At 55.5% G+C, this 13,237-nt stretch carries 12 protein-coding genes; 3 read left to right on the forward strand and 9 right to left on the reverse strand.

Annotation, left to right across the window (positions count from 1 at the left end; all coding sequences use genetic code 11):
* Positions 1-3: 3 nt before the first annotated feature.
* From HWX89_RS05185 to HWX89_RS05205, 5 genes are all read right to left on the reverse strand, one after another.
* Positions 4-2,895, reverse strand: a complete 2,892-nt coding sequence (locus HWX89_RS05185; protein WP_138793323.1) for an FAD-dependent oxidoreductase — start codon at positions 2,893-2,895, stop codon at positions 4-6.
* 14 nt (positions 2,896-2,909) lie between these two features.
* Complete coding sequence (dapA, locus tag HWX89_RS05190; RefSeq protein WP_138793324.1) at positions 2,910-3,800, reverse strand: 4-hydroxy-tetrahydrodipicolinate synthase; 891 nt, start codon at positions 3,798-3,800, stop codon at positions 2,910-2,912.
* Positions 3,801-3,819: 19 nt separating this feature from the next.
* Positions 3,820-4,512, reverse strand: coding sequence for an amino acid ABC transporter permease (locus tag HWX89_RS05195; RefSeq protein ID WP_138793325.1), 693 nt, complete (start codon positions 4,510-4,512; stop codon positions 3,820-3,822).
* A 68-nt stretch (positions 4,513-4,580) separates the two neighbouring features.
* Positions 4,581-5,408 (reverse strand): ABC transporter substrate-binding protein, encoded by an 828-nt coding sequence (locus HWX89_RS05200; protein WP_138793326.1) that lies wholly within the window; start codon positions 5,406-5,408, stop codon positions 4,581-4,583.
* Positions 5,409-5,576: 168 nt separating this feature from the next.
* Positions 5,577-6,224 (reverse strand): GntR family transcriptional regulator, encoded by a 648-nt coding sequence (locus HWX89_RS05205; RefSeq protein ID WP_138793327.1) that lies wholly within the window; start codon positions 6,222-6,224, stop codon positions 5,577-5,579.
* Between the two features lie 113 nt (positions 6,225-6,337).
* Here HWX89_RS05205 and HWX89_RS05210 point away from each other — a divergent pair, with 113 nt between their 5' ends.
* A complete protein-coding gene (locus HWX89_RS05210) occupies positions 6,338-7,030 on the forward strand; it encodes a GntR family transcriptional regulator (RefSeq protein WP_138793328.1) in 693 nt (230 codons plus the stop codon).
* 43 nt (positions 7,031-7,073) lie between these two features.
* Here HWX89_RS05210 and HWX89_RS05215 read toward each other — a convergent pair whose 3' ends face one another.
* Genes HWX89_RS05215 through HWX89_RS05230 form a run of 4 tightly spaced genes read right to left on the reverse strand, consistent with a single transcriptional unit; the run spans position 7,074 to position 11,931 of the window.
* Complete coding sequence (locus HWX89_RS05215) at positions 7,074-8,072, reverse strand: TRAP transporter substrate-binding protein (RefSeq protein ID WP_138793529.1); 999 nt, start codon at positions 8,070-8,072, stop codon at positions 7,074-7,076.
* Positions 8,073-8,086: 14 nt separating this feature from the next.
* The gene (locus HWX89_RS05220; RefSeq protein WP_246705091.1) at positions 8,087-9,919 is read right to left on the reverse strand and encodes a TRAP transporter large permease; all 1,833 of its coding nucleotides are present in this window, start codon (positions 9,917-9,919) and stop codon (positions 8,087-8,089) included.
* A gap of 30 nt (positions 9,920-9,949) precedes the next feature.
* Entirely contained in the window at positions 9,950-11,080 is a 1,131-nt protein-coding gene (locus HWX89_RS05225; protein WP_138793329.1) for an LLM class flavin-dependent oxidoreductase, read from the reverse strand.
* Positions 11,077-11,931, reverse strand: coding sequence for an ABC transporter substrate-binding protein (locus HWX89_RS05230; RefSeq protein ID WP_138793330.1), 855 nt, complete (start codon positions 11,929-11,931; stop codon positions 11,077-11,079). The genes HWX89_RS05225 and HWX89_RS05230 overlap by 4 nt, the downstream gene beginning before the upstream one ends.
* 208 nt (positions 11,932-12,139) lie before the next feature.
* On the opposite strand from HWX89_RS05230, the gene HWX89_RS05235 reads away from it, so the two are divergent.
* Positions 12,140-12,505 (forward strand): ArsR/SmtB family transcription factor, encoded by a 366-nt coding sequence (locus tag HWX89_RS05235; RefSeq protein WP_138793331.1) that lies wholly within the window; start codon positions 12,140-12,142, stop codon positions 12,503-12,505.
* Between the two features lie 3 nt (positions 12,506-12,508).
* A complete protein-coding gene (locus HWX89_RS05240; protein WP_138793332.1) occupies positions 12,509-13,138 on the forward strand; it encodes a glutathione S-transferase family protein in 630 nt (209 codons plus the stop codon).
* Positions 13,139-13,237: the final 99 nt, after the last annotated feature.

Genomic DNA, 13,237 nt, shown 5'->3' on the forward strand with positions numbered 1-13,237 from the left:
GCCTCACTGGAAACGGGAAATGGAAAATGCCGACAGATCGCGGCCTGGGTCACGGCCGGTGACCATTGCGGCCGTGAGTTGTCCGACGAGCGGACCGAGCGTATAGCCGTTGGACGTAACGGCATTGAAGAAACCGGGCATGGCGGGATGTTCGCCGAGGATTGGCGCACCATCGATGTTAATGTTCATCGCCGCCCAACTGCGGATCACATGCAGTTTACGCAGTCCAGGCACCACGTGCTGTGCCACCCAGAGGTTACCTTCAAGGCTGGAAAACAGTGGGCGCGGATGGCTATGAATGGGGTCAAGGCCGGCAGTCCAGCCGCCCCCAATCAGAAAATTACCGTTGGCCGCCTGCTTCAGTGTCAGGTGGCGGTCGGCATGAGCGACCAGATGGGAGATTGCTGGAGCCGCAGCCTCTGTAACAACCATCTGCAGTGGTGCACCGAAAACGGGCACGTTGAGGCCAAGCATGGCACCGATGCGCGACGCGAACGCGCCGGCTGCGTTGACGATACGTGTAGCCGAAATCGTTCCTCGTGACGTTTTGACAAGAAAGCGATTGCCGGCGGCCTCAATTGAAAGCACTTCGGTACGGTCGAAAATGGACGTACCGGCCTTCATGGCGGCATCTGCCATGTGACGCGTCGCGATCAACGGATTGATCTTGCCCTCCTGAGGGCAATACGCAGCACCGATCATCGCGGACGAGAGGGCCGGTTCAAGCCGGTGGAGATCCTGTTTTCCGATGACATGACAATCGATCCCCGAGGCCCGTTCCATGGCCGTCTTTTCCTCAAGAAACCGGAGATGGGCCTCCGTCTCGGCGACCATCAGTCCACCGGTTATCTTCATCTCGAAGTCGACACCAAAGCGCTTCTCAAGGCTCAGCCAGAGATCGATGGAATCGCGCTGCAGTGAGAGCGTGCGGGCGGCAGGACCACCGCCGCCTTCAGCACGAGCGCCATGATCGAAGGAGAGAAGTTGCGCATGCAAGCTGCCTGCATTTCCGCCGGACGCCAGGCCTCCGGGAAAGCCACGCTCCACGACGACGACATCGTCACCGGTCTCTGCAAGAAAGTAGGCTGTGGAAAGGCCAGCTATACCGGCACCGATGACGAGTGTACCAACCTCGGTTCTTGGCAATGGCTCCTGGTTCGAAAGAGGCGGGCGTTCCGGCAAGAGTGCGCGCTTATGGCCGCCCCATTCCGCCTTTTCGACAGATAAGGCTGCAAGCGGCACCGGACGAAGGGGCATCTGCGGTGCGAGTAAGCCTTGCGTCTGCGATTGAGGTTTGCCGGTAAGTTCCGTCAAGGTTCGACCGCAATAGCGGCTCTGGCAACGCCCCATGCCGGCACGCGTCAGGCGTTTCAAGGTTGCGATGTCGGGTGGTCCCTTGCCTGAAATTTCTCGCAAGCGACCGACAGTGATATTCTCACACCGACAGGCGATCGTGCTGTCTTCGAGTTCTGACTTTTTCTCAGCGCCATCGGCAAATAGCGACCACAAAGCGCCCTGAAACCGTCTTGATCGCAGAAGTCTGTTTGCAGCCTTGGCGTCCGACCTCTCACTCAATCCAAGCTTTCGAGCAACTGCGAGGCCCGCAAGCCGCCCTTCAGACATCGCAACGTAAGCGCCGCCAAAACGCGAAGCCTCGCCAACAATATAAACGTTGGGCAACGAACTCTCTCCGTCCTTGCCGCACCGGGCGACAAGTGAGCCGTCAGCGGCAACGTCATGCGCGCAACCCACCAACCTTGAAACCTCGTTCGACGCCGTAAAATCTCCACCCAGGAGCACAGTGTCGGCCTCGAAATAACGGGGTCCAGTGGGCGTTGAAATCGCCACACGCTCCACCTGTGTGTCGCCCTCGACCGCCAGAACGCGACTTCGCCAGAAAAGCGGTATGCGTGCCTTCGTCAGTCTGGCGAGTTCGCGCATACCCTTGAGAGCCAAGGCAGGGTCGCATCTAAGGACAGCAAGTGCGGCCGCGGGATTATGAAAGGGGGACAAAGCGCGATCTACGAGAGCAGCCACTTGCCCTCCTGCTTTCAGGACTTCCATCGCGACCTGAATGTTGAGTGGTCCGTTGCCGGCAACAACGATCCGCTTGCCAGGGAGTGTGGCATAGCTGCGCAACAACGTCTGCGCAGCGCCTGCTGTCATGACGCCCGGCAGCGTCCACCCAGGGATGGGTGCGGGGCGCTCGAAAGCGCCGGTGGCAATCACCATCATATCCGGGACGGCATAAAACGCACCGTCGGGCCCGTAGCAGCCTACCGACAATTCACCGTCATCATTGCGCGACGCGCCCCAAACAGTAACGCCCGCCACAAGTGTAACACCCGCGTTGCGGGCTCGTTCAATCAGAGAGGCACCATCGGAAGCCTGCGTGTCTGTTCTGAGGACTTCCGCGGCGACCGGTGTGTTCGGTTGCTTATAGAATTGGCCACCGGCGCTATACCGCTCATCCAGAACGACAACCGATGCACCAGCCTCCGCCGCAGCAAGTGCCGCGGAAAGGCCGCCAGGACCTGCGCCAACGATGAGCACATCCATGCGCCTTTCGCCAACCGCCAGAGGTAGCGGTGCAATCTCTTTCAGGCGCTCGTCAAGGATATCTGGCCGGGCTGGCTGACGTTCCACATGCATGCCCGGCGAGACCGGTGTCATGCAGGCTCGCTGGCTGGTGCGACCATCAACCGTTACAAGACAGTCGTGACAAACACCCATCCCGCAAAAGAGCCCACGAGCTTTCGCACTCGTATCACAGGAAAACCCATGCCGGCCCGATTGCGCCATTGCGGCTGCAATGCTGGCTCCCGCTTCGACACGGCATTCAGCACCGTCAATGTAAAGCATAAGCTTTTCTGCGGAACCGGCGGAAAGGGGCATTCAGGTAACTTTCCTTAGCTTGGGAACTTCAGGTTAAACCGGTCTACAAGGGCCTTCATCGCCTGGTCCTGTGCGGTGGGAAGCGGCAACCTCGGCGGCAGAGGTTCGCCTGCGGCAAAGCCCATATGATTGAGAAGCGACTTCGATCCAGCCACATAGGCTTGTCCGCCGACGGCCTGAATGACGGGTAGCCATTCTAGATAAAGCGCTCGCGCTTCATCATATCTTTTCTCGTCGGCAGCGAGTGTGAAGATACGCGCCATAACCCCTGGGGCAACATTGGAGGCGACTGCCACCCAGCCCTCGGCACCCATGACAAATGATTCAAACCCGAGAATGCCGCCAAATACAGTCATATTCTCGCCTGCGAGGCGCGCGATGTCGCGGACTCGCGTCACCTCCAGTGTCGATTCCTTGACGTAATCGCAACCCTTGATTTCGGCGATACGTGCCAGAAGTTCGGGTTTCATATCGACGTTTGCCGTCGCTGGATTGTTATAGACCATGACTGGAATGTTGATAGACGCGGCAATTGCCCGGTAGTGCTCGACGAGTTCGTCATCGGTCGGGGTAGAATAGAACGGCGGAATGACCATTACGCCATCGGCGCCCATTTCTTCTGCCTGGCGGCTAAGGCGTACTGCCTCCCGGGTATCCTCGGCACCGGCCCCGATGAGAACGGGCACGCGCCCTGCAGCCGTCTCTATCACTGTACGCGCTACCGCGTCACGATCTTCCTGAGAAAGAGAAAGGAATTCTCCGGTTGAACCGAGCGGGATAAGGCCATGAATTCCTTCATCTATCTGCCAGTTTACAAAAGCCTTCAGCGCGACGAGATCGACAGAACCCTTATTGTCGAGCGGCGTTATCATCACGGTGAATACACCGCGAAACTTCTTCGTCATCATCTTGTCCTTCGAGATTTTAGCGTTTGTCAGCAAAGCGGGCTGTTGCCGTCGCCTGACCAAAGCGCTTTTCGATACGCCGCTGGATGAAATCCCATGCGGTTGTGAGTAGCAGATAATATATGGCGGCGACTGCGAAGAGCTCGAGCACCATGAACTTCTCCTGGATCAGAACCTGCGTGCGGCGCAGCAGTTCTTCCATGGAAATGACCGAGGTTACGGAGGTCGTCTTGAGAAGACCGTTCACCGAATTTCCGAGCGGCGGAATGATAACCTTGAAGGCCTGGGGCATGACGATCCGGCGCATGATCTGCCGCTCCGTCATTCCGAGCGCTCTTGCCGCACGGGATTGACCTTCCGGGACCGCCTCGATACCGGCGCGAATGATTTCGGCCAGATAGGCTGCTTCATTGAGAGCAAGGCCAATCAATGCCGCCTGGACAACACTGAAACGGATCCCGAGCTGCGGTAATGCCGTATAAATTACAATGAGTTGCACAAGAAGCGGCGTGCCACGAAACAGCCATACGTAGAACGATGCCAGCCCGCGTACGGGCATCGCATGCGATCGCCGCATGAGCGCCAGAATAAAACCCAGTGCAAGACCACAGACCAGCGAGACACATGTCAGCCAGATCGTTGTAGCAACACCCTCGAGGATGAAGGGATTGAACAGGTATTCAAAAAAACCTGACCAGTTCCAGAATGACATGTCGAAGCCTCTCCAGTCTTGTCGATAGCGAGCGCCCGAGTAATGACGCTCGCCTGTCTCATCGGATGTTAGCGGTTCGGACCTTTGACGGAGTAGTCACCTTCGACCATCGGTAGACCGTAGTCGTCGAACAATTTTGCGAGCGAGCCGTCAGACTTCATCTCCTTGAGAACGACTGAGACCGCATCTGCAAGAGCCGGGCTCTTGAAGGCAATCGACACTGGAGCCGGATAGAGGCCGTGGACTGCCCGTTTGAAGTCGCCTCGCTTGTCATACTCCTTGGCAACAGCATCAATCGCAACGACACCCTCAACCTGTCCTGCCCGCAGAGACTGGAAGGCCAGTGCGAAATTGTCGAATGTCTGGATCGTCAGGCCTTCCTTGCCCTCTTTTTTCAATTCCGCATCCAGTTCGCGTGCTTTCTTCTCTTCGAAACCACCGAGCTCAACGCCGACACGCATGCCTGCGAGATCTTCCTTCGACTTGAATTCCTTTTTCGTATCCGGAGCGACAGAAATGCTGATTGCCTGATCTTCGTAAGGGATCATCTGCATCATGGCAGCGCGCTCGGGCGTGAAGAAAATACCCGTATTGATCATGTCCCACCGACCTGCCTGGAGGCCAGGGATCATGGCGGAAAACTCGATACGGACATACTCAGGGGTGAGGCAAAGCCGCTTTGCGATCTCCTTGCCCAACTCGACGCGCATTCCCTGGAGCTCACCCTTGGAATCGACGAATTGCAATGGCGGAAGAGTGGGATTGGTAGACATCACCAGAGTACCTGGCTTGATAAGCTCTGCGTCGGCAATTTTTGGCGCGCAGGTCTGCGCAAACGCCGTCGATGACAACTGAAAGACGGCCAAGGCCGCAAACGTTACTAGACGATAATTCATATTGGTTCCTCTGGAGTTATATTTTTCTTCAGTCCAAGTGGCTGCTTGCCAATATTGCATCCAACTGGTATACCATTTACATACACAGCGAGAAAACGTGATGCAAGCCCCATTTTTCAGCACAGCCAAAAAACAGGCATTACACTTCAATAAGGCTAGAGGATGAGGTCAGTAGGTGCTCAGAACGCCCTCACGGACGCGCTCCAGATGCAGCCCCATAATGTCACGAGCAGCATCTGCGTCGCGCGCCCTCAGAGCCGCGAGAATGGCGTGGTGATCGGATATACCCGGCTTGCGTTGTGCAAGCCGCCTTTGACGCTCGAAAATCGTCGTGTAACGACGCATCTGAATGATGGTCTCAGCCATGAAAGGATTTCCACTGGCTGTACCAATCCCGTTATGAAGCGCATCATCGAATTGCCAGACAAGCGAGGGATCCGGATCGGCGTCAGCGTCGAGCCGGTCGAGCATAGCTTGCAGGCTGTTGATCTGAGAAACATCCATGGATGCACTGGCCAGCGCGGCAGCCGACGGCTCCACCAAAAGGCGCATGGCAAGGCTGTTAAGGTAATCCTGCAAGGTAATGACACGGACCGTCAGAACACCTTTGCTGTTACGAACCAGAAGCCCCTGCCCCTCAAGCCGACCCAGCGCATCACGCATCGGAGAACGCGAGACGCCAAGCTTGGTGGCAAGACGGCGCTCCTGAACAACCGCACCGCCCGTCAGCCTTGCTGCCAGAATGTCATCGAGAAGCGTGCGATAGGTGTCATCCGCCAGACTGGTTTCCCCCACGACCGTGATGTCGTCATTCATATCTCACACTCTCCAGCCGTGTTGGCGATCATGACAGCTATGCAACATGCTATGGGTCTTTGGGAAGACTTCGTCGTGACGAAAACAAATCACACCGCCAAAGCAAACAAGGGATGACGAGCCGCGTGACACAGACGGAAAAACAGCCTGCCGAAACAGCCTCGGACATCGGCGGTCACAAGCTGGCCGCTCTCGCCTACAACGCTGTATCCGACATGATACGTCATCGGCGACTGCGTGGAGGACAGGTCATCACCGAAGCAAGGCTCGCGGAAACGCTTGGGGTTTCGAGGACGCCACTGCGAGAAGCGTTGCAGCGACTTGAAGGTGAAGGCATGGTCCACAAGGGCGACGGCCGCAAATATGTCGTCCGGCAGGTAGACATAGGTGAATATATCCAGAGCCTGAAACTGCGGATATTGATAGAGCCGGAAGCAGCTGTGCAAGCTATCGAAGCAATCCCTGGCAGACAGCTCGTCGAGGTACGTCGCGAGATCGATGACCTGATGGGTGCGACAGCCTATCACACGGATGCACACTGGTTTTCCGACGACCGCCTACACAACCTGATTATTGACTATTGCGGTAACGATGTCATGGCGGGGGTATTACGAGGGTTGCGGTCGACCACGAGACTGTTTGAGATTGGCAATCTCAAGGATCGGCTCACGCCGGACTCAACCGAACACCTGGTCATTGTCACCGCCTTGCAGAACAAGGATGCAGATGCGGTAAGAGCCTCCGTTGCCTCACACGTCGAAAGCCTCATTGGCTTTGCGCGACGTCACCTGCATATTGCCGAATAGAACCGTTTAGGCGCTCCCCGTAGGGAACGCCTTTGTCAAAAAGTCAGGCTGCCTGGATTGCGTGGATCCTATCAATGCCGCCCACTGTCCCCGCAAAATCCTGCCAGACACCCTGCGCACCCTTTTGCCATGCGTCATAGTCTTCCGGTTTCAGAAGCTTGCCGCCTTTCGAAAGCGCCAACTCGACCGACTTTGCCTCGTCCTCAACGATAAGCTGGTTGAAGTAAAGCGCCCCTTCCCTCGATGCATCCGACAGCACTTTCTTTTCCTCGTCATCCAACTGGCTCCAGAATGCCGCGCCATAATAGACTACGCCGGAAGCCCATATATGTCCGGTTTCCGTCATGTATGGAACGACTTCATAAAGTTTGAAGCCGGCATATGCGGATTTCGTCAGATCCATGGCATCCGCGACACCTGTCGCCAGCGCGTTGTAGGTTTCTGTGATTGGAATACCGACCGGCGTTGTGCCGAATGCACTCCAAAGCTTCGTATGCAACGGGCTCTGAATGACGCGGATTTTCTTTCCCTCGAGTTCCACCGACTTTGTCACGGGCTCTTTGGTAAGAAGATGACGAGCGCCGTAATTGATAAAATCAACGGCTACGAACTGTTGCGACGCCAACTTGCTTTTCAGGTCGGCACCTGTGTCTCCGGTGACGACCCTGCGAACGTGCTCACCATCGCGGAAAAGAAATGGAAGGTCGAGAATCTGCAACTCCGGAACCCAGCCGGAAAGCGAAGAAACGGTCGAGAGGCTGGCCTGGATTGACCCGAGCCGGACACCTTCGGCAACCTCCTTCTCACCGCCAAGTGCTCCGCTGCGAACGATATTGAACTTGAAACGGCCCGGAAGCTTTGCCTCCACAAGTTCGCTGATCTTCAACCAAATCTTGGTCTCCGGCTTGTCGTCGGCGAAGAGCGAGGCGACCGTAACGTTACGGGTTCTTGCGTTCGCACTGCGAACCAAACCAGATGCGCCAATCGTCGCCACACCGGCTGCAGATAGTTTGAGAAGTTTACGTCTGTTGATCATCGTTATCAAAAGCCCCGATTTCAGAAAAGAACCGCCCAAACGCACAGAATCGCGAGGGAAACGAGAAGAGAAAGAAGATAAGGAACAACTGCCCTGAAAAGCGCAGTCGCCGGAATACGCGTTACACCGCTTACGACGAAGATTAGCATTCCGAGCGGTGGCGTCAGGCCATGGATCATCAGATTGACCACGAGAATGACACCGAAGTGTATGGGGTCGATCCCTGCTGCAACGGCGGCCGGCAATAGGATCGGCCCAAACAATAGAATTGCAGCACCGATATCCAGTACAAGTCCAACGACAAGGAGGATCACGTTCGAAAGCAGAAGCACTGCGACCTTGCTCCCCCCCAACATCGTAACGAAATCGGTGACCAGGCCGGACACATCGTCCACTGCGAGCAGGAAAGCAAACGGCCCCGCCGTACCGATCAACAAACCGATGGCGGCAGCTTCGGCCCCGGACTGGCGAAACGTGGTGAATATGCGTTTGGCACCAAGCCTGTAACCGAAACCGAGAAAAAGAGTATAGAGTGCCGCCAGTGCAGCAGCCTCGGTCGTCGTCACGATCCCGATACGAATACCGACGACAACAATTATTCCGAGGCCGAATGCCGGAATTGCAGCGACAGCAGAACGCCAGCGTTCCTGCCCACTTGCCCTCGGCAACGTATCAACCGTGCGCACGCTGAAATGGATCGCGACAGCAAGGCACAGAGCCATCAATCCACCGGCGAAAAAACCACCCACGAGAAGAGAACCGACGGAGAGATTTGTTGCGGTCGCCAGAATGAGAAAGGCGATGGACGGGGGGATGACGTTATCAAGGACTGATGTTGCGGCGATAATCGCACCTGCCTGCGCGGGTGGATAACCGTGCCGCACGAGTTCCGGCTGAAATGTCGATGCACCGAAAGCTGCGTTCGCAACCGACGAGCCGGAAGCGCCAGAAAACAGCACGCTCGTCAACAAGGTCGTCTGTGCAAGGCCAGCACGCCGATGGCCAACCATCGAGGCGGCAAATCGTACGAGTTGGTTTGCAACGCCCGATTCTGTCAGAAGGCTTCCCGCAAGCAGGAAGAACGGGATAGCGAGCAACAAAAATTTCGACATTCCCGTCACAGTCGTGGAGACGATCGCAGGCTCAGGCAGCGAACTGCCAAATGCGATCGCGACGTAGGCTGCAGCGAGAAACGCATGTGCGAGCGGCGCGGCGAGAATTAGCCCGAGAGCCGCTGTCAGAGCCAGGAAAAGGCTGGGGGGAAGTGTCGTATCGAAGAAAACGAGTGGCAGACCGAAGTAGGCGGTCACTGAGATGACCAGCGACAAAATAACCTGCAGAGACTTTCCTTCCGAGGCGCGCTGCAACGCAAGATAGGCAAGGATAAGTCCACCTCCCACTCCGAGAAAACCGAACCGTACCCACTCCGGTAGACCGAGTGTTGGCGATGTACCACCCAGCATCGTAGCGATCTCAGATCCACCGAACAACAATATCAGGGCAGCGACGAACGAGAAGGCGTCAGCTAGCATTTCGGTGGCCGGATGAAGTCGATCAGGTAAAAAGCGCACGAACACATCAAGGCGCATGGCAAGCGCGCTTTTCAGGCTGAGCGGAGCACCGACAGCAATCATGGCGACATGCAGCCAGATACCCAGATCTTCCGCTCCAATGAAGCCTGTATGAAATATGTAGCGGAGTGCAACATTGGTCAGCACGACAATAAGGAGGGCAGCGAGCAGTGCTGCTGCAACCGCACCAAGCACCGCATCAAAAAAAACGAGCGCTCTACCCAACGTGGTGGCAATCGAAAAATGTTTCGGTGTTGTAGTGCTCACTGGCGTTGCCGTCATGATTGGACTTCCGGTTTAGCAATCTCTGTTTCACGATGCTTTTGTCGCAGTAAGGTCACGATCAAACAGGGTCGACCAGGTAAACTGTTTTGCAGCAGATATCTCTCGCGAAACGTCAAGTCGCGGTAAAACCTTTTCGCCGAAGCGAAACGCTTCCTCAAGCAGCGGCATCCCGGACAGGATGAAGGTCTCCACGCCCGCCTTGCGATAGGCCTCAAGTGTGCGGATAACTGTGTCAGGTGATCCAACAATGGCTGTCCCAGGACCTGGTCTCACAAGGCCGATACCTGCCCAGAGGTTTGGCGCGATTTCCAGATCGCGGAGATCCTGTGGCTTGTTGCCACCGTGAAGCGCAGTCATACGCTGCTGGCCAACAGAATCCGTTTTCCCAACAAAGCGCTGATTGGCGGCAATCGCAGTTGCGTCCATCCTTTTATAAAGGTCGGCAGCCGCTTCCCATGCTTCTTCGTCCGTATCACGCACGATAACATAAAGGCGTATACCGTATTCCAGGTTACGCCCGAGTTTTTCGGCGCGTGCCTTTACGATCTCGATTTTCGCTCCGATCTGTTCCGGCGTCTCGCCCCAGGAAAGATAGGTTTCAACGTGTTTTGCAGCAACCTCGATCGCCTTGTCGGACGATCCGCCGAACCACAATGGCGGTGGCTCAATTCCCTGTCCAACCGGCAGTGCAAGCTTTGCTCCCTCGGTTTTGAAATACTTTCCGTCGAAATTCACCGTATCGCCAGAAAACAGCCGATGCCAAATCTGCAGGTATTCGTCGGCCATGTCGTAGCGCTCGTCATGCGGCATCGTCATCCCGTAGGCGCCAAGCATTTTCGCATCGCCTGAGACGACGTTAATCAACAACCGCCCGCGTGAAAACTCCTGCAAAGTCGCCGCCATTTTACCAAGCAGTGTCGGTGCGACGAGCCCGGGATGGATCGCGACCAGGAGCTTCAACCGCTCCGTATAGGACAGGAGTGCGCCGGCCAGGACCCAGACATCATGGGCCCCAGTCGCAAACAAGGCGCCGGTGTAACCGAGTTGGTCATAAGCAAGCGCCAACTGCTTGTAGTAACCGAGATCAACCTTGCGGGAACCTTCTGGCTGCCAGGGATAGGCACCATCTGGAGCGCACATGTACCAGAAAACGTTCACTTTTTCACTCCAAGGCGTTCGAGCGACACCCCGGTTTGCACCGGTGATTTGAAATGTCCATGCCGGTAAAGCGTTTCGGCTTCCTCCTGCTGTTCAGCAAGGATTTCCGGCGTTGCCTGTCCAACAGAGAGATCTCGGGAGAGAAGCACTTTTTCCCAGAATTGCGCATCCCCTTCGCTGCCTGGTTGGCTGGCAAGAAGGACAGCCGCTCCTTTTATATCCGCCATGACCAACTGACCAATGCGATCAAGTTCAAAGGCAACGGCCGCGATCTTTTCGGCAGAAAATCCGTGATGCCCAAGCGTCCAGAACAGGGAACGGTTCGGAATTGTGGAGCCGCAACGAACAAGGACGTGCAAAGCCTCGTGACCAAGTGCCGTCTCAAGCCGTGGAGACATGGTAACCCATGCATCGACCCGCCCGTCTACGAGATCTCGCAGTGAATCGCTGTCACCGCTTTCGATCCTTGTTACGTCGGATAAGCCCAGTCCTTCGCCTTCGAGACTTCGAGCAAGAAGGTAAGTATGGAACGAACCGTCAATCAGTGAAATATCCCGCCCCACAAGATCGGTAACAGAGCGGATTTGGCTGTCCTTGCGGACAAGTATCGCACCGTTGGCAGGCCTTGGCGCGGATGCAGCGATATAGGCTACTCCAAGCCCTCGGGCATCGGCCTCGATTGGTGGGGTCGATCCGGTTCCACCGAAGTGGATATCACCCTTTTCAAGCAAGGACGCTGTATCCCGTCCTTCCTTGTAAAGTACGAACTCAGGATCGAACGACTTGAACGCATCCGGCCAAAGCCGGGCGAGCCGCAAATGGAGATTGTTGGGATGCACCCCGATTTTCATGACGCCACCTCATTTCCAGATCAATCTACTTTTTTATAGATCGTTTGCGAGGAACATTTTCGCGGGAAGTGAGCAACAAAGGAAAGAGAAATCCATATTCTTTATCGATTTTAAAAAATCTCCTGCCCCTGATCTAAACGGAAATCAGCACGTTGAAATTTAAGGAAAAACAATCTATGTTTTTATAATGTGAAAAGCGGCTATTCAAATGACAAAACCGATCTCAAATCGCATTTGTCGCAGCGTCGGCGAAGCGAGCGACCTTTTGAAATTGATTGCCAATGCCAACCGCTTGGCGATCGTCTGTTATCTGATGGAACGGGAGGCTTCTGTTTCAGCTCTTGAGTTCGAACTCGGGATACAACAACCGACCTTGTCACAGCAGCTATCGGAATTGCGAGCAGCAGGCGTAATAGACGGGACGCGTGAGGGTAAAGCAGTGATTTACCGGGTGACCGACCCCCGTATTGTCGAGCTGGTATCGACATTGCGCGGTTTCTACAACGACTTATCCGATGTGACCGGAAAGAAGTCGTTGCGGGATTTCCGGATGGACGAACCGATGTTCGACTGAGCCATGATCGATTTCTACACCTGGATCACCCCTAACGGACTGAAGATATCAATTGCGTTGGAGGAACTCGGCCTTCCTTACCGCGTACATGCGATTGATATTGAAAAAGGAGAGCAATTTTCGCCTGATTATCTGAGGATCAATCCTGGCGCCAAGATCCCGGTGATCGTCGATCATGACAACGGAACCGTTCTCACGGAATCGAATGCAATTCTGCTTTACCTTGCCGAGAAAACTGGTCGCCTCTTGCCACGCGACGACACATTGCGGCTTTCCGTCATAGAATGGCTGATGTGGCAGTCCTCAAATTTTGGACCGACTCTTGGCTACGCCCATTATTTCTTGACGTATAACGCTGGAAGCGCCCCATTCGCGGAAGACCGTTTCGCGCTCGACACACGCCGGCTCTATGCAACCTTGAACGACAGACTGGCGGGCTTTGATTTCGTTGCCGGCGATTATTCCATCGCCGATATCGCGCTGTGGCCATGGGTGTCCCGCTTCGCACGTCACAAGATCGAACTCTCAGAGTTTCCCCATGTTCTACGATGGTACCGAAACATTGCCGAAAACGAGGGTGTGCGGCGAGGTTATAAAGTACCTTTCGTAACGTCAGCTATTCCCGGCATGTAATGCCGAGAGTGGTGACGTTTTTCACTTGGCACCTCAATCCACCTCTGAAATTTCAGCAAAGACTTATAAACAGCCCCGCAAAAGCTTATACTTGACGAG

Origin of the sequence: Rhizobium sp. RM, from assembly GCF_013390595.1 — a bacterium.
GTDB lineage: Bacteria > Pseudomonadota > Alphaproteobacteria > Rhizobiales > Rhizobiaceae > Agrobacterium.

Excerpts from the sequence above, each read along its gene's own strand:
- HWX89_RS05185 (WP_138793323.1), bottom strand. The coding sequence starts at position 2,895 with ATGCCCCTTTCCGCCGGTTCCGCAGAAAAGCTTATGCTTTACATTGAC.
- dapA (WP_138793324.1), bottom strand. The coding sequence starts at position 3,800 with ATGACGAAGAAGTTTCGCGGTGTATTCACCGTGATGATAACGCCGCTC.
- HWX89_RS05195 (WP_138793325.1), bottom strand. The coding sequence starts at position 4,512 with ATGTCATTCTGGAACTGGTCAGGTTTTTTTGAATACCTGTTCAATCCC.
- HWX89_RS05200 (WP_138793326.1), bottom strand. The coding sequence starts at position 5,408 with ATGAATTATCGTCTAGTAACGTTTGCGGCCTTGGCCGTCTTTCAGTTG.
- HWX89_RS05205 (WP_138793327.1), bottom strand. The coding sequence starts at position 6,224 with ATGAATGACGACATCACGGTCGTGGGGGAAACCAGTCTGGCGGATGAC.
- HWX89_RS05210 (WP_138793328.1), top strand. The coding sequence starts at position 6,338 with ATGACGAGCCGCGTGACACAGACGGAAAAACAGCCTGCCGAAACAGCC.
- HWX89_RS05220 (WP_246705091.1), bottom strand. The coding sequence starts at position 9,919 with ATGACGGCAACGCCAGTGAGCACTACAACACCGAAACATTTTTCGATT.
- HWX89_RS05230 (WP_138793330.1), bottom strand. The coding sequence starts at position 11,931 with ATGAAAATCGGGGTGCATCCCAACAATCTCCATTTGCGGCTCGCCCGG.
- HWX89_RS05235 (WP_138793331.1), top strand. The coding sequence starts at position 12,140 with ATGACAAAACCGATCTCAAATCGCATTTGTCGCAGCGTCGGCGAAGCG.
- HWX89_RS05240 (WP_138793332.1), top strand. The coding sequence starts at position 12,509 with ATGATCGATTTCTACACCTGGATCACCCCTAACGGACTGAAGATATCA.